Raw genomic sequence first — 15,623 nt, 5'->3', positions numbered from 1 at the left:
CTGAGCTCGGCGTGTCGAACCAAGGACCGGATCAACCGTTATTCAGACAGTCCCCTGAATTACTCAGTCCAACTTCCGGGGAGCGGTGCACATACGTCTCGGCGCTGCAATGGTCTATTCACGCAAGGACACCGTGCGCGTCGATGGCACTTTGCATACGTCTCGGCGGTGCAATGGTCCATTGACGCGGGCGGGGTTGGGTGCGCGGGCGGGATTGGGCGGGAGGCGGACCAGAGGCGGGCGGGGTTGCGACTACAGCGGCATTGCCCACATGGAGCTCGAGCGTTCCTTGAATGCCGTGCAGTTGGCGTGTTGTTTACTGGCCCGCTGGTAGAAGGTCTGCAGCGGCTCGGTGGGTTCGGGCGGCTGCGGTGTGGGCGCAACCGGCAGATCGCTGAGTTCGAGGGCTGCGTCGAGGGCTTCCTCGGCCTCGACGCGTCGGGTGCGCGCCAGGTTGGACAGGGCGAGCTGGTGGATCGTCACGCGGTCGCCGGACTTGCTGTCCACCGTGGCCTGTCGGGCGACGGAGGCGTCGAACTCGTACACCTTCGAGGCCAGCTGATAGATGCTGGGACGCTCGAGCTCGGCGTCCACCAGAGCCGGCTCGGCCACGGTGCGCGCAGGTGCCGGTGCGGTCTCCTCCGCGGTGCGCAATGCGTGCCGTGCGCCGGAATTCTGGGGCTTCGCCGACGGCCGCTCCAGTAGTTGCTCGAGCTCGGCGACCTCACGATCGGCAACCGGGTCCTTTGCCGGCGGCGCGACGAAGGGCACGATCGGCTCGAACTCGATCTTCTCCGACGACGTCGCCGCAGTCGCATTCTTGGACGGAATGAGCAGCGCGACGATCACCGTGCCGACGCCGAACACGACGGCGGCAACAACACTCGTGTGCACCACTGCGTCACCGAACGCCGCGACAGCATTGGCTTCGAGATTGTCCGCGAACCCACTGAGGAATGCGTTCTGGTCGCGGATGACGTCGGAGACGATCACCGCACCGGCCAACGAATCCTGCGATGCCGCAAGTCCTTCCGCCGCCTGACCGGTGTACTGGCCGTTCGGTTGCTTGCCGGGGAAGGTCTGCAGGAATCCTTCGATGCCCTGGCGGTAGGACGCGGCGAGCACCGATCCAAGCACAGCGATGCCGAGCGATCCGCCGAGTTCGAGGGCGGTGTCGTTGAGCCCGCCGCCCACTCCGAGCTTGCTGTCCGGAAACTCGCCCATGATGGAGTCGGTGCAGGGCGAGACGGACAGTCCGATTGCCAGACCGAGCAGCGTCAGCACCGGAAGAAAGTCGGAATACGTTGCGGTCGAGTCGATCCCGATGAGCGAGACGACCGACAGCGTTCCCACGATCATGCCTGCGGTGACGGTGACGCGCGGTCCCAGCTTCGGCGTGAGCCACATCGTGATTCCGGATCCGACGAAGACCGCACCGGCCAACGGCAAGAGGTGAACGCCGGTGGACACCGGACCGTAGCCGAGAGCGAACTGGAGATACTGGGCGACGAAGTAGATGGCACCGAAGGTGACGAGGAAGAAGATCAGCACCGCGAGGGTGGCACCGCTGAGGATGCGGGAAGAGAACATTCGGACGTCGAGCAACGGATTGGGATGGCGCAGTTCCCATCCCACGAAGCCGACGACCGACAGCAGCCCGACGAGCGCGAAGTACAGAGGCCCGACCGTCCAGCCGAAGTGCATCCCCTCGATGATGGCGTACACGATGGTCGACACGGCCAGCACCGACAGCAGTCCACCGATCCAGTCGATCGCACCCGGGTCGACGGCCCGTGACGGCGGGACCAGCACGACGGCACCGACGATGGCGGCCAACGCGATCGGAACATTGATCAGGAACGTCGAGTGCCAGGTGAATCTCTCGAGAAGCCAGCCCGCCAACAGCGGCCCGGCCGCGATCGCGAGTCCCGAGGTTGCCGCCCACACGGTGACAGCGGTGGCGCGTTCCCGCTTGGGAAAGGTCGCGACCAACAGCGACAGGGTGGCGGGCATGACGATGGCAGCGGCAACACCCATGACGATGCGGGCCAGGATCACCCCGAGGTTGGCATCGGTGAGTGCCCCGGCGACAGATCCGGCGACGAAGATGATCAGGCCGAGAATCAGAGCGCCGCGGCGGCTGTAGCGATCTCCGATCACCCCGCACAGCAACATCAACGACGCGTAGGGGACGGTGTAGCCGTCGATCACCCATTGCAGGTCGCTGCTCGTCAGACTCAGGTCGAGTGTCATCGACGGTGCCGCGACCAACAGGGACGTGTTGGCCATGACCACGATCAGCAGGCTCAGGCACAACACCACCAGCGCCGACCAGCGTCGTGGGTACGGTTTGTGCATATCTTGGACAGGCGTCATCGCAAGCAGTGTCATCGTGTGTTCCCCCCCGTTGGCAAAGTGCGAGACACACCTTGCACAGTGCTGTGCAGCTTAGGAAGCGTCGACTAGGATCGGCAATCTTTTGTGGCGGCAACCACACTCCCCGCCCGCGATGGTGCTAGATGTTGTCCTGTGCGTAAGACGACGGAGTCGAGTTCGATTGCACGGGACGCAGCTGCGCCGCCCGTGCAACGACGTGACGCCCGATCCAATCGAGCGCGAATTCTGCACGTTGCGCAAGGAGTGCTGGCGGACAATCCCGATGCGACCATCAACGACGTCGCCGCCGCTGCGGGAGTGGTCCGGCGAACCGTGTACGCCCACTTCGCTTCTCGCGAAGCGTTGATCGACGGTATCGCCGTGGAGGCAGCGGAACGAATTTCGGCTGCGCTCAACCGCGTTCCTGCCGCAGACGAATCGGCGGTGACGGTGTTCGTTCGGCAGACACTGGCCCTGGCCCGCGTCGGAGATCAGTACCGGCTGTTACTCGCGGTCGCACGGTCCGATCTGGGACACAACAGCATTCACGATCTACTGACTCCGATGCGCGAGTCGGCTGCCGCGGTCATCCGACGGGGACAGCGCGAGGGTGTGTTCTCCTCGTACCTCGCCGCCGAGGTGCTGATCCTCAACATCGAGGCCATTGCGCTGTCGATCCTCGACGCCACCAACGCCGGATTGATCGGCGATCCGGCCGGAGCGGCGACGACGTCGAGCCTGGTGCTGCTGGGAATCGCGCCGGACGACGCGGAACGCATAGTCGCAGATGTTCGGTCGTCCGCCCGCGCCCGCTGAGAGCAGTACCGACCCCACGCACGACGAAGGCCCCGTCGCGGTGTGTTGCGCGAACGGGGCCTTCGGCCGAAAACGGGTGGATCTAGGGAGCCGGGACGAATCCTGCGCCGAGTCCGTTGCCCTGATCGACGTTGCGGAGGATCGCGTCGAAGTTGGTGCCGACCTCGGGTCCGAAGCACGCCACGCCGAGGTAGGCATTGACCATGCCGACGAGGGTGTTGCCGACGACGACCGGGCTGCCCGAGTCACCTTCGACGACGCACAGCTGAGCCCAGGTCTCCTGCGACTGCAGGATGTCGCCGTAGGCGAGTCCGCAGGTGTTGCCGGTGGTACGGCCTTCCTTGCAGACGATGTTCGGGAACGCCGTCGGCGGGCCGACCTGCGAGATGGTCACGTTGCCGACGCGGTTGATCGGTGCGACCTTGTCACGCTGGAATTCGATCAGGGCGTAGTCGAATTCCGGATTGGAGAACGCGATGCGGCCGACCTCACCGAGGGAGGTGTCGTACTCGGGGACGATGGAAGCGCCTGCCTGGCCGCAGTGGCCTGCGGTGAAGCCGACGAGGTTTCCGTTGCGGTCGTTTCCGATCGTCGTCAGCGTGCACTCCGCCTGACCTCCGACGATGATCCCCGAGCCGCCGCCGAGAGCAGCTGGAGTGGCCGCGGATGCGGTCCCCACGCCGACGCTGGCTACGATTGCAGCCGCCCCCACGACGACGAGCATGAATTTCTTGAACATGTACTCCCTCTCAGCGGTGTCGGCAGAACCCTAGCAACAACAGGTGTACGAACACGAGCGAGTCGCTCATACGTCCTGCTCGAGGGCTGCAAGGGTGGTGCGCGCCTCCTCTAGTTGTCGACTCAGTTCCGCAACGCGTCGAGCGGCTTCCTCGCGCGCGTGGGAGATGACGGCTTCGACTGCGTCGCGTGCGGTGGGATCGCCCAACTCCCGAACTGCGCGGCTCACCGACTCGGGGCTCACCGGTTGCGATTTGGTGGGCCGCTTCGCCCCCTGGGTGACCGTGACCGACCAATCGTTGTCGGCCCCGGCATGAATGGTGACGCTGACGCCGCCCGGTGCCTTCTTGGCACGACGGGGAGCCGGACTCGGCGGTTGCACGGCCTTGGGGCGTTCCGCCACCGTCTTGGGCTGCGCCGGTTCCGCGTCGGGCCGAACCACCACAGGTTTCGGCTGTATCGCCTCGGGGCTCCTTGCCGGCGTCGCCTGAGGCGGTGCCACCTTCTTCGCGGGCACGCGCTTGGCCGGCGCAGGCGGGGTTGCCGCGTTGCGAGTGATGCGCAGTTCCTCTGCCTCGTAGGGCAATTCGTCGTTGACACCCTTCGGGCTGATGGTGACCGTGGTGCCGTCGATCGAAACGACCTTCGCCGACGTACCCTCGGGCAGGCCCAGACTCGGGTTGGGTTCACGAAGATAGACGGTGGCGCGACGCCCCTCGGCGAGCGCGGCGGCCAGAGCCGTCAGATTCTCGGGAGTCAACGAATCGTTCACGGCGCGCCCACGGGGTGGCATCGACTACCGGCCTTTCTCGAAAGTGTTTGCGAATACTGTCGCACACTTGCAGGTGAGATGCGGCCGGGGCAGCGCAGGGCGCGTCGGATCGGCGTATCGAGAGGGGGTTATCTGTTAATCCAAGTAACTGTAACCCTGAGTAACTGTAACTCGGATTAACACTTAGATTTGCTTGGCCGAGAAGGCCGATGCATCTCACTGTATACGACAGCCGGCCTGCGCGCCGCGCGCGCACTCGAGGTGCCATCGACCCCACCGGGGTACCCGCGAGTAGCCGCGCGACTCTCGGCGACATCGGCGTTCCGGAACCACCTCACCGAACCGCCCTCGCACACGGTTTCTGCCGCGTAGCCTGGCGGCGTGCCTTCTTGCGAAGGTACGGAACAGGAGTTTCGATGTACCACCTCGACGCGGACGAACAGTCGCTCAGCGACGGTCCGCACGTGTATTTGCTCGACGCCAAATCCACCCTCGAGGTTCAGGCTCTGAATCAGTGGATCGACGCCACCACGCCGGACGGCGAACCGCGACCGCCGTCGGTGGTGCTCTCCGGTGAGGCGAAAACGTCACTGTCGGACAGTGTTCGCGGCTACGCCGACGATCCGCTGCTGATCCCGCTGCGGGTGACTCTGTCCGATCGCAAGAGCGGCATTCTGCACCGAATCTTCGCGCCCCGTGGTCGGTCCAAGCCCACGCAGGTGTGGCAGCGATGGGTGGCAGGCGACGACCCCGACCACTCCGCGGTGTTGGTCGGTGAGCCCGCGACTCTCAGTGATCTGCAGGATCGGTTCGAGCGCGGCGGCGGCACGTCCCTGTCATCGTTCATTCTTCGTCAGGCCAGTCTGGCGCTCGACAAGGCCGAGCGCGGCGTCATCGGCTCCGAGTACAAGATCCCGCGATTCGTCGTCGAGGACATGACGGAACAGAAGAAGTTCCGGGACGGAATCACCGAACTCGCGGAGGAGGTCGGTCAGGATCGCGACGCCGTCGACACCCGCGTCCAGGAGATCCTCGGTGAGATGGTCGCAACCGAGACCCGCCGTGCGGTCGAGATGTGGGGAACCCTCGGGGCGTACTTCTCCCGGGCGTACAAGGTCGACGTGGACCGTGATCAGTTGCAGAAGGTGCGCGAACTCAACAAGAACTATCCGCTGGTGTTCCTGCCCAATCACCGTTCCTATCTCGACCCGCTCGTACTGCGTCCTGCCCTGCTGGCCGAAGGCCTGCCGCTCAACCACGTCATGGGCGGCATCAACGTCGGCTTCTGGCCGCTGGGCCCGATCGCCAAACGCAGTGGCGTCGTGCTCATCCAGCGCAAGTTCTCCGACGCGATCTACAAGTGGACGCTGCGTCAGTACATGAGCTTCCTGCTGAGCAAGCGGTTCAACCTCGAGTGGTACATCGAGGGCGGCCGTAGCCGCACCGGGAAGCTCCGCCCGCCGCGGTTCGGCCTGCTGACCTATCTGGTGGACGCACTCGAGACCAGCGATGCGGAGGACGTGTACCTGGTTCCGACATCCATCACCTACGACCGGCTGCACGAGGTCGGCGCGATGGCCGAGGAATCGCACGGCGCGAAGAAGCAGGCCGAGGGTATTCGAATGGCCATCGGGTACATCCGCGCGCAGGGCACGTTGCGCGGCAACGTGTACCTGAACTTCGGCGAGCCGATGTCGGTGGCGTCGATCGTCGCCGAGAACTCCGACAAGCGAGTGGCGGTGCAGAAGATCGCGCTCGGTGTCTCCCATGCGATCAACGACGCGACTCCGGTAACCCCGGCGGCGCTGGTCACCATGGCCCTGCTGGGCATCGAGGATCGCGCCCTCAACGTCAACGAGATGTGGGCCATCATCGCCCCGCTCGCCCGCTACATCAAGCGCCGCAACCTGCCCACCGCGGGCGGCGTGGATATCGCCGACGTCGACGTCGTGCGCTCGGCCGTCATCGCACAGGTCAACGCCAACGTCGTCAAGCGTTTCGACGACGGTCCCGAGCCCCTGTTCTACCTGGCTCAGGACAAGCATCTGGTTGCAGCGTTCTTCCGCAACAACGCAATCCACTTCTTCGTCATGCGCGCCATCGGCGAGTTGGTCGTGCTGCCGACCAGCGGCGATTCGACGCCACTGACCCAGGAGTCGCTGTGGCAGTCGGCACTGCAGTTACGTGATCTGCTCAAGTTCGAGTTCTTCTTCGGCGACAAGAAGGACTTCGGCGAGCGGCTCGAATCCGAGGTCGATCTCATCGACCCGGACTGGCGAGCCAACATCAGCGACCCAGAATATGCTGCACGGCAACTGCAGTCGCAGGATCTGCATCTGGCGCACCGCGTGTTGCAGCCGATCTTCGAGGCGTACCAGGTGGTTGCCGATCAGCTGATGTTGCTGCCGCAGAGCGGTGAGTTCGACAAGGCGAAGTTCATCACGGAATGCCTCGGTGCGGCTCAGGCCAGACGACTTCGCCAACAGCTCGATCACAGCGAGTCGATCTCCGGCGAATTGTTCGATACAGCATTGCAATTGGCCGAGAATCGCGATCTCGTCGATTCCGCGTCCGACGGTATAGCCCGGCGGCGTCGAGCATTCGCGCTCGAGATCGACGAGTGGGCACGCAAGGTACGCACGATCCGCGACATGGCCCACCGAATGCTGCGCGAGGTAGAACCGATCTCGGCCCCCGAGGAGAACAATTCATGACCGAGTTCGACGATCGACTGATTGCGATCGCCGCCGCTCCACCCGGCCGGGACACCGTTGCGTTCTTCGATCTGGACGGCACCCTGATCAACGGGTTCTCCGCCCGTGCAGTATTTCTCGAACGGCTCAAGACTCTCGACGTGACGGTCAAGGAACTGTGGGAGATATCGAGTGCCGTCGTCGAGATGCGGATGCGCAACTCCCCGGTCGACAACCTGATGGGCAAGGCCGTCCGGGGCCTGGAGGGCCGTCGGGAAGACGATCTGATGGAACAGGCAGACACGCTGTTCCGCAACGAGATCGCGCCGATGATCTATCCACAGGCCCGCATCCTCGTCGAAGCACACCGCCACGCTGGGCATCGACTGGTGATGGCCACCTCGGCCACGCCTTACCAGGCGCTGCCCGTACAGCAGGACATGATGTTCGAGACACTGCTGTGCACCACTCCGGTGGTCACCGACGGCATCCTGACCGGGGAGCTGGTCGGCGATTCGCTGTGGGGACCACGCAAGGCCAAGGCCGCGATCGACTACGCCGAACGTGAGGGAATCGCTCTCGCCGGCTGCTTCGCCTACTCCAACGGCGGTGAGGACATTCCACTGCTCGAGGCCGTCGGCCGTCCCATCGCCCTCAACCCGGATCCCGAACTGCAGCGCTACGCCGCCAAGAAGAAGTGGCCCTCGCTCACGTTGGAGAGCCCCAAGCGCGGCACCGATCTGACCTCGGCCGTGCGCAGCACCGCAGCTCTGGGGTCGGTGCTGGCCAGCGCATCGATCGGCCTCGGCCTCGGGCTGCTGACGCGCAGCAGGCGCAACGGAGCGAACATCACGAGCACCATTGCGCCCGACATCGCTCTGACCATTGCCGGAGTCAAGCTCGACGTGACCGGCACCGAGAACGCGTGGTCGGCGCGGCCCGCTGTGTTCATGTTCAACCATCAGAGCACCGCCGACTCGATCATCGTCACGTCCATTCTTCGACGGGACATCACCGCGGTCGCCAAACGAGAACTCGAACGCGACCCACGATTCGCATTGCTGGGCAGGATTTTCGACGTCGCCTACGTCGATCGTGGTGATCCCTCTCAGGCGCGAGAGGCGATGCGCCCCGCCATCGAGAAATTGCACAGTGGCATCTCGGTCGCCATCGCGCCCGAGGGCACACGGATGCCGACGTCGCGTCTCGGCCGATTCAAGAAGGGCGGCTTCCACCTGGCGATGCAGGCCGGAGTGCCCATCGTTCCCATCGTCATCCACAACGCGGGTGACGTGATGTGGAAAAAGGATTTCACCGTCCATTCCGGTACCGTCAAGGTCACCATCGGAGAGCCCATTCCCACCACGGACTGGGAGCCCGACAAGATCGACGCGTACGTGGACGATGTCCGTTCCTATTTCGACAGAACGTTGGGATATGCCTGAGAACGAGATCAACTCGGTGGTGCAAGCGGAGATCGAACGCAATCTCCTGGGGGGCACTCCGAAGTACACCCGGTCCGACATCGTCGACAGGTCGGGGTTGCCGCTCGAACGGGTCATCGCGCTGTGGATCGGCATGGGCTTTCCCATCCACACCGATACCGAGGCCGTCGTCTACACCGATGCGGACCTCGAGGCACTGAAGTTGATCACCGGACTCACCGAGCAGAAGGTCATCAAGCCCGAGATGGAGGTCGCGATCGCGCGCACTCTCGGCCAGTCGATGTCCAGACTCGCGGAATGGCAAGTGGGCGTGGTGAACTCTCACATCCTCGAGCGCATCACCAGCAGCGACGAGGACCAGAACGATATCGACACCATCCGGCACAACGCCAGGGATATCGCTGCCGAGACGGTCCCCACCCTCGAAGCGCTCCAGGCGTACACCTGGCGACGGCACTTGGCCGCGGCGGCCGGACGGTCCATCGCCGCTCCCGACGACGCCACCGACAGCCCCGTCATGGCCGTCGGCTTCGCGGACATGGTCGGCTACACCAGCCTGACGCGTCGACTCGACATCGGCGAACTGACCACGCTCCTCGAGGAGTTCGAGTCTCTCGCCACCAATATCATTGCGCGCGGGCGTGGTTCGGTGATCAAGAACGTCGGCGACGAGGTGATGTTCAGCGCGCAGACTCCCGAGGACGCCGCCCACATCGCCCTCGACCTGCAGGACGCGTTCGCCGAACAGGAAGACATGCCGGATCTGCGGGTCGGGCTGGCCTGGGGGCCGGTTCTCGCCCGTTACGGTGATCTGTACGGGTCCGTGGTCAACATCGCTGCGCGCCTGACCAGTTCGGCCAATCCGGGAACGACTCTCGTCGACACCGTCATGACCGAGGAACTGCGTCACGACTCCGAGTTCTACCTCAAATCGATTCGCTCACTACGGGTCAAGGGTTTCCACAAGCTCAAGCCCCATCGGCTCAAGCGCAACAAGCGCAGCGGTCACCGAAGCGAGGAGTAGAACTCCAGATGTTTACCCGCAGCCTCGTCCCACGTGAGGCTGTGCGCCAGCGTCAGGCCCGGTAGCGGATCCTGCGGTTCTCGCACGGCACGTTGAAGCTCGGCTGCCATGGTCTGCGCCGAGGACGCGTAGGTGACGCTGTTGCCGAACACTTCTCGCAGTACCGGCAGATCTCGCGCGACGACGGGAGTCGACGCCGCGAGTGCTTCCATGGCGGCCAGTCCGAAGCCCTCCTTGGTCGAGAAGAACGGCAGCACAGCAGCCTGTGCCACGAGGTGCGGCAACTCGTCGTCGTCGACGGTACCGAGTATCACCGGCTCGATACCGAGTTCGGCTGCGCGGCGGTCGAATTCCGCACGATAGTCGCGATAGTCGAACAGCGTTTCACCGCCGGCGAAGACCAATCTCAGGTCGTGCGTACGCAGCCGGGCGAAGGCGTCGAGTAGATCCAGGCTGCCTTTGCGCGGTTCGATACCTCCCACGGCGAGCACGTATCGGCCGAGCTTCTCGCGCCAGTGCGATCGGCCCGATTGCGCCGCTGCGGTGAACCTCTCGGCGTCGACGCCGTTGGGGATGACCGTGGGCTCGAATCCCCATCCGCGGCGAACGTCGCTCGCCACCGCCGCCGACACGCAGATGCGCGCGTACGGGGCCGTGATCGCGCGTTCGTGGCACGCGGCCAGCTCGGGCGTGGTGAACTCGTCCAGGTGGTGGATGGTCCTGATGCAGCGGCCGACGGCATTGGCGGAGATGCAGTCCTGCGCATGCACGATGTCGTACTCGTCCGGCGTGAAAGCCTGCCGCAGAACATCTATCGACCGCAGAATTCGTTCTCCGACGTTCTCCCCTTCCCGGTGCTCGAACGGGACCATTTTGATGTCGACGGCGGGGTCCACGTCACGAAAGAACGTACTGTCGCCACCGCGGCCGAGGGACCACACCGACACGTCCTGCCCGGCGCGCGCCAGCGCCTCGGCCAGCGCCAGCGTGTGCACCACTCCGCCGCGCGGCTTGGACGAGTAGGTCGACAGGCTGATCTTCACTGACCTGGCTTCTCCTGCAACAGATTCGGGTAGGCATCCACTCGACGCTCGGCCAGGTGATGCAGCCCCCGGCGCGCTCGGTCGACCTCGGCGTCGACATCGATCTCGTGCACCGCAAGGCCTCCTTTGGACCAGGTCCGCGCTAGTACGTCGCCACCGGGGCCGACGATCTTCGCCTGCCCGAGAAAGCGCAGCGAACCCATCACTCCGGTTTGATTGGACGAGACCAGCACCACCTGGTTCTCGGCCGCCCGGGCTGCGTCGTACAGATCGAACAGACGGGACTGCCGATCGTTCGGAAGAGAAGACGCTCGATCCGTGACGCTGGCGGGCCACGCAGACAGGGCCGCTATGATTCTCGCGCCGTCGAGCGCCAACGTCCGCGCCGACTCCGGGAACGTCTTGTCGTAGTCGATCAACATGCCCATCCGCCCCACCGGGGTGTCGAAAGCCTCGAAGTGATCACCGGCCGCATAGGCGAGCGACTCCCCGAGCGGCTGGTGCACCTTGCGGTGACTACCCAGGATGCCGTCTCCGGTCAGACAGGCAGCAGCGTTGTACCGCAGTCCTTTCGACAGCTCGGTGTAGCCGATGCAGATCGTCATGTTCCCGGCCGCGGCGATGATCGCCGCCAGTTCCGGACCGTCGGGATCGAGGGTGGGCGGCAGTTCCGCGGGATCCGGATTGCTCAGACTGTTGATGTAGCCCCCGAGGGACGCGTCGGGCAGCACCAGGAGATCGATGCCTTCTCGGGCCGCACTGGAGATGATCGTGGTGATCTTCAGTACGGCTCGGTCGACATCTCTCCCGAAATGCGCTGCCAGCGCGCCGATCTTGATGGGGACCACGAGAAGCTCAGACCATCTGACTCTGGGGTTGTGCGGCACTGATCTCGAGACCGATCTGATCGGCGAGGAACGCAGCGTCCCTCGCCACCGAGGCGAATCGCCCCGAACCCCAGGTGTGCTGCCACGGCAGACCGAGGAAGTACAGGCCGGACACCGAGGTGACGCCTCGGTTGTGCGTCGGGTGGCCCTCGCCGTCGAACGCGCCGACCTTCAGCCAGCGATAATCGGTACGGAAGCCGACGGACCAGACGACGGCCTTGATATCGGCGGCGACGAGGTCGAGTTCGGTGGTCTCGGTCTCCGGACGCCACACCGGAACGTAACGCTCCTCGCTCGGCGCGCTGATTCCCTCGCGCTCGATGTAGGCGTCGATGTTGTCCTTGATGCTCTCGGCCACGCGGTCCGCAGCGTCGAGGGATGCCTCGAGGGTGGGCGCGAACTGCAGAACGCCGTCCTCGACTCCCAGTAGGCGGCCGTAGAGTTTCATGCCCTCGGTGGCGAATGCGCGCAGGTCGATGTCTCGACCACCGTCACGTCCGGTGACGTAGTGGTTCGTGTTCTCGCGTTTGCCGACGCCGCCGGGTTGATCTTCGATGGAGACATCGTAAACCCCCATGTCGTGCAACCAGGCGACACAGTCGCGGCCGCGATAGAATCGCGCGACGCGGGGAGCGGTGCCCGCCACCAGATGGACGCGGCGGCCGTCGAGGTGCAGGTCCTCGGCAATCTGGGCACCGGACTGGCCGGTGCCGACCACCAGCACGTCGCCGTCCGGGAACTGGTGTGACCCGCGGTATTCGGAGGAGTGGATCTGGACGATGTCACGGGGAAGCTTCTCGGCGAACCTCGGGATTGTGGGGATGTGGTACCCACCGACGGCGACGACGATCTGATCGGCATGCATGGGGCCGGCGGAAGTCTGGAGGTCGAAGCCACCCGCCACCGACTGAAGTGCCTGATCGACCGAAACGTGCTCTCGGACCGGTGCATCGAAGCTTTCCGCGTAGCGGCGTACGAAGGCGTACACCTCGTCACGCTGCATGAATCCATCGGGATCGTCACCGTCGTAGGAGTACCCGGGGAGCGCGCACTGCCAGTTCGGCGTCACGAGGGTGAAGTTGTCCCAGCGGGAGTCCTTCCACTCGTGCGCGATCGTCTCACGCTCCAACACCACATGTTCGATGCCACGCTGAGTCAGATGCCAACTGATGGACAGGCCGGCCTGCCCGCCGCCGATGACGATCACGGAGTAGTTTTCTATTGCACTGTGATTCTCCGTCATAGCAATTCAGCTCCCGACATGCTCAGTACGCGAACGGCACCGGCCTCGTACGAGGCACTGACACCGTGAATCTCCTCCATCTGTTGTGCGGCCGAGGTGCACCGCATGCCGAACTTGGCGAGCACTCGATCGCTGGCGATCGTCAACGCCTCCGACGTCCGTTGCACGAACTCCGCCACCGGGTAGTCCTGGCCGGGCGTCAGGTAGTCGTGCATCACCAGAGACGGTGAATAGCAGGACTGTTCGCGTCCGTCGGGCCATCGAACGAGGAACGACATCTCAGGCATGGATCGGCTCCTTGGTGATGGTCCGGTACACGGACGGCCGACGATCACGAAGGTTGTACATGCCGCCGCCACGTGCTGCGCCGATGAGGGCAGCGACGTCGACGGTGGCCGTGGCCAAGCCCGGTTCGACGCCCGTACCGGCGAGAATCTCTCCGCCGGGTCCGACGATCTTTGCGCTGCAGACGAATCGGAGAGATCCGAAGGTACCTGCCTGATTGGCCGCGACCCAGATGATCTGATTCTCGAGTGCACGAGCGCGGTCGTAGATGTCGAACCGCTGCTTCCAACGGTCCTCTTCCATGTTCTCGACAGTGGCGGTGCGGGCCGTCGGCCAGGCCGAGATGGAGGCGACGATCTCGGCACCGTCGAGCGCCAGTTCCCGTGCTGCCTCGGGGAATCCCTTGTCGTAGCAGATCTGCATCCCCATGCGGCCGATCGGAGTGTCGAAGGCGGAGTAGCTGTCTCCCGCGTCGTAGCAGAGATTTTCACCCAGCGGCTGGTGCACCTTGCGGTATGAGCCGAGGATTCCACTGCCGTCGACCGTCACTGCGGCGTTGTAGCGGGTATCACCGTCCTTCTCGCAGAAGCCGAACGTGATGACGGTGTCGCCGGCCATGTCGACGACGCGTCTGATCTCGGGGCCGTCGAGTTCGAGGGCCGGCGGCAGGGCTTTGAGTCGACGCTGACGTGATTCCTCGGTCTCGTCTCCTCCGCCGAGACTCGGCAGGTAGCCGCCGAGGCAGGCCTCGGGCAGGACGAGCAGCTGGCTACCGCGATTGCGCGATTCCTCGAGCAACGCGGCGATGGTGGCGTAACCCTGTTCCATGTCGCGTCCGAATTCGGCTGCGGCGACGGAAATAGTGATGGGCTTCGGGTGGGTGGTCATGCTTCTCCCAATCCGGTCACGGTGGACGTGACCGCGCGAGTGGTGATTCCGTCGGGCCATCGCAGTGCGACGCCCGGAATGTCGGTGAGCTCTCCGCAGACTGCGGACAGCGCAGGTCCGGACGGTGCAGTGGGTGCACCGGGACGGTCCGCGGTGATCATCGCGAACCCTGGAAAACACGTGATCCATTCGCCCATCGACGCTGCGTCGGGCTTCGGTATCGAGGCGACGTCGAGTACTGCACCCGTCCCGCTCGCCTCGGCCAGCATTCCGGTGGTACCCGCCAGGCCTGCCATCGAGACGTCCTTGGCGGCCTTGGGTGCGGTGCGGGAAACGAACGTCGCCATGGCCGTCAGTTCGCCGGAGTTCCGACGAGACGACGAATCCCATTGCTGGCCATGATATCCGCGTCGCCACTCGCCTTCGATGTCTGCGGTGAGCGTCAACCGATCGCCGACGCCACCGCCACCGGCCGGCACCGGTCGCGAGGTCCGGCCGAGTGCGGTGACCGACAGCGACGACGGCACCCCGGCCTGGGTGTGGCCACCGAGCACCGGAACCTGCCACGCTGCAGAGGCGTTGGCGAGACCCCGGATGATGCGGGTCAGCCGACTCTGGGTAGGTGCGCCGACGGAATCGAGCATGCCGACGGCTCCTGCTCCCATCGCCGAGAGGTCGTTCAGATTGACCAGCGCGGCACACCAGCCGGCCCACTCGGGGTCGCGATCGACCATGGACGGGATGATGGCATCGCACGCCGCGATCATGTCGCTCCCCGGTACCGGAACGCCGTCGTCGCCGCGAAAGCCTTTGGCACCGAGTCCGAGTGGCTGCGCCCGGAGAGGTGCGAGTACCCCGGCGAGCATCGCCTTGGTCGAGGAGACGAGCCGTTCGATCCGGTCGATCGGCCAGTACATCGCCACGTGCGGCGTGTCGGCAACCTCGACGTCGCCGCGGCGAATCCATCCGAGGCGGTTGAACAATTGCTCGTTGCTCTTCTGCACGGTCGCGTCGAAGCGAAGAACACCTCTGCTCTCGGCGTGCGCGCAGGCAGCCCGAACAAGGGCAGGCCCGACGCCGGAGGTGCGCGCCGAAGAAGCGACCACGAGCCGGCTTCCCGCCCACCACCCCAGATCCGTTGCGGTGCAGGGTGCCAGCCGCACTCCGCCGAGCACGGTGCCGTCCCGATCGGTGGCGACCAGAACGACTGCTCGTGGGTCGTCGTCGATGTTGTCCTGATCGGTGCCGGCGAACAAGCCCTGTTCGGCAACGAAGGTCGCCCTCCGGAGTGCACGATAGGCGTCGAGCTCCGCTGTACTTCCGCACGGCTGGACGATGAACCCGGGCTCGACGACAGTGGTTGCAGTACCGGACAATCCGGCAAGGTCGCCCTGTTCCACGACACCGAACATG

At 64.8% G+C, this 15,623-nt stretch carries 13 protein-coding genes; 4 read left to right on the top strand and 9 right to left on the bottom strand.

Annotated elements, in window-relative coordinates; translation table 11 throughout:
* Positions 1-252: 252 nt before the first annotated feature.
* Positions 253-2,391, bottom strand: a complete 2,139-nt coding sequence (locus QM590_RS16255) for an MFS transporter (RefSeq protein WP_411567364.1) — start codon at positions 2,389-2,391, stop codon at positions 253-255.
* A gap of 138 nt (positions 2,392-2,529) precedes the next feature.
* Here QM590_RS16255 and QM590_RS16250 point away from each other — a divergent pair, with 138 nt between their 5' ends.
* Entirely contained in the window at positions 2,530-3,192 is a 663-nt protein-coding gene (locus QM590_RS16250; protein ID WP_179272037.1) for a TetR/AcrR family transcriptional regulator, read from the top strand.
* Between the two features lie 82 nt (positions 3,193-3,274).
* Here the strand turns inward: QM590_RS16250 and QM590_RS16245 are convergent, their stop codons facing one another.
* Both QM590_RS16245 and QM590_RS16240 read right to left on the bottom strand, forming a co-directional pair.
* Complete coding sequence (locus tag QM590_RS16245) at positions 3,275-3,931, bottom strand: chymotrypsin family serine protease (RefSeq protein ID WP_149406877.1); 657 nt, start codon at positions 3,929-3,931, stop codon at positions 3,275-3,277.
* 66 nt (positions 3,932-3,997) lie between these two features.
* Positions 3,998-4,723: a DUF6319 family protein gene (locus QM590_RS16240; protein ID WP_269595698.1), complete on the bottom strand. Its 726-nt coding sequence runs from the start codon at positions 4,721-4,723 to the stop codon at positions 3,998-4,000.
* Positions 4,724-5,118: 395 nt separating this feature from the next.
* Here QM590_RS16240 and QM590_RS16235 point away from each other — a divergent pair, with 395 nt between their 5' ends.
* Genes QM590_RS16235 through QM590_RS16225 form a run of 3 tightly spaced genes read left to right on the top strand, consistent with a single transcriptional unit; the run spans position 5,119 to position 9,864 of the window.
* Positions 5,119-7,416 carry a glycerol-3-phosphate 1-O-acyltransferase gene (locus tag QM590_RS16235; protein ID WP_269595697.1) on the top strand — a complete coding sequence of 766 codons (2,298 nt, stop codon included), beginning with the start codon at positions 5,119-5,121 and terminating at the stop codon, positions 7,414-7,416.
* Positions 7,413-8,840 carry an HAD-IB family hydrolase gene (locus QM590_RS16230; RefSeq protein WP_068048699.1) on the top strand — a complete coding sequence of 476 codons (1,428 nt, stop codon included), beginning with the start codon at positions 7,413-7,415 and terminating at the stop codon, positions 8,838-8,840. The genes QM590_RS16235 and QM590_RS16230 overlap by 4 nt, the downstream gene beginning before the upstream one ends.
* Positions 8,833-9,864 (top strand): adenylate/guanylate cyclase domain-containing protein, encoded by a 1,032-nt coding sequence (locus tag QM590_RS16225; RefSeq protein ID WP_269595696.1) that lies wholly within the window; start codon positions 8,833-8,835, stop codon positions 9,862-9,864. Before QM590_RS16230 ends, QM590_RS16225 begins: the two co-directional genes overlap by 8 nt.
* Here the strand turns inward: QM590_RS16225 and QM590_RS16220 are convergent.
* Genes QM590_RS16220 through QM590_RS16195 form a run of 6 tightly spaced genes read right to left on the bottom strand, consistent with a single transcriptional unit; the run spans position 9,846 to position 15,622 of the window.
* The gene (locus QM590_RS16220; RefSeq protein ID WP_269595695.1) at positions 9,846-10,907 is read right to left on the bottom strand and encodes an MSMEG_0565 family glycosyltransferase; all 1,062 of its coding nucleotides are present in this window, start codon (positions 10,905-10,907) and stop codon (positions 9,846-9,848) included. The two genes, QM590_RS16225 and QM590_RS16220, sit on opposite strands and share 19 nt — an antisense overlap.
* Entirely contained in the window at positions 10,904-11,755 is an 852-nt protein-coding gene (locus QM590_RS16215) for a carbon-nitrogen hydrolase family protein (protein ID WP_269595694.1), read from the bottom strand. Before QM590_RS16215 ends, QM590_RS16220 begins: the two co-directional genes overlap by 4 nt.
* A gap of 7 nt (positions 11,756-11,762) precedes the next feature.
* Positions 11,763-13,037 carry an MSMEG_0569 family flavin-dependent oxidoreductase gene (locus QM590_RS16210; RefSeq protein ID WP_269595693.1) on the bottom strand — a complete coding sequence of 425 codons (1,275 nt, stop codon included), beginning with the start codon at positions 13,035-13,037 and terminating at the stop codon, positions 11,763-11,765.
* Positions 13,034-13,324, bottom strand: a complete 291-nt coding sequence (locus QM590_RS16205) for an MSMEG_0570 family nitrogen starvation response protein (protein ID WP_149406870.1) — start codon at positions 13,322-13,324, stop codon at positions 13,034-13,036. Before QM590_RS16205 ends, QM590_RS16210 begins: the two co-directional genes overlap by 4 nt.
* Positions 13,317-14,210, bottom strand: coding sequence for a carbon-nitrogen hydrolase family protein (locus QM590_RS16200; protein WP_149406869.1), 894 nt, complete (start codon positions 14,208-14,210; stop codon positions 13,317-13,319). The genes QM590_RS16205 and QM590_RS16200 overlap by 8 nt, the downstream gene beginning before the upstream one ends.
* Positions 14,207-15,622, bottom strand: coding sequence for an MSMEG_0567/sll0787 family protein (locus QM590_RS16195; protein ID WP_269595692.1), 1,416 nt, complete (start codon positions 15,620-15,622; stop codon positions 14,207-14,209). The genes QM590_RS16200 and QM590_RS16195 overlap by 4 nt, the downstream gene beginning before the upstream one ends.
* Position 15,623: the final 1 nt, after the last annotated feature.

Source organism: Rhodococcus sp. IEGM 1372 (genome assembly GCF_030056835.1).
In the GTDB taxonomy this organism is placed as follows: domain Bacteria; phylum Actinomycetota; class Actinomycetes; order Mycobacteriales; family Mycobacteriaceae; genus Rhodococcoides.
This window is presented reverse-complemented; position numbering and strand designations above follow the sequence as displayed.

Bases quoted from the DNA above. Each gene is read 5' to 3' on its own strand.
- QM590_RS16255 (WP_411567364.1), bottom strand. From the start codon at position 2,391: ATGACACTGCTTGCGATGACGCCTGTCCAAGATATGCACAAACCGTAC.
- QM590_RS16245 (WP_149406877.1), bottom strand. From the start codon at position 3,931: ATGTTCAAGAAATTCATGCTCGTCGTCGTGGGGGCGGCTGCAATCGTA.
- QM590_RS16240 (WP_269595698.1), bottom strand. From the start codon at position 4,723: ATGCCACCCCGTGGGCGCGCCGTGAACGATTCGTTGACTCCCGAGAAT.
- QM590_RS16235 (WP_269595697.1), top strand. From the start codon at position 5,119: ATGTACCACCTCGACGCGGACGAACAGTCGCTCAGCGACGGTCCGCAC.
- QM590_RS16230 (WP_068048699.1), top strand. From the start codon at position 7,413: ATGACCGAGTTCGACGATCGACTGATTGCGATCGCCGCCGCTCCACCC.
- QM590_RS16225 (WP_269595696.1), top strand. From the start codon at position 8,833: ATGCCTGAGAACGAGATCAACTCGGTGGTGCAAGCGGAGATCGAACGC.
- QM590_RS16210 (WP_269595693.1), bottom strand. From the start codon at position 13,037: ATGACGGAGAATCACAGTGCAATAGAAAACTACTCCGTGATCGTCATC.
- QM590_RS16205 (WP_149406870.1), bottom strand. From the start codon at position 13,324: ATGCCTGAGATGTCGTTCCTCGTTCGATGGCCCGACGGACGCGAACAG.
- QM590_RS16200 (WP_149406869.1), bottom strand. From the start codon at position 14,210: ATGACCACCCACCCGAAGCCCATCACTATTTCCGTCGCCGCAGCCGAA.
- QM590_RS16195 (WP_269595692.1), bottom strand. From the start codon at position 15,622: ATGTTCGGTGTCGTGGAACAGGGCGACCTTGCCGGATTGTCCGGTACT.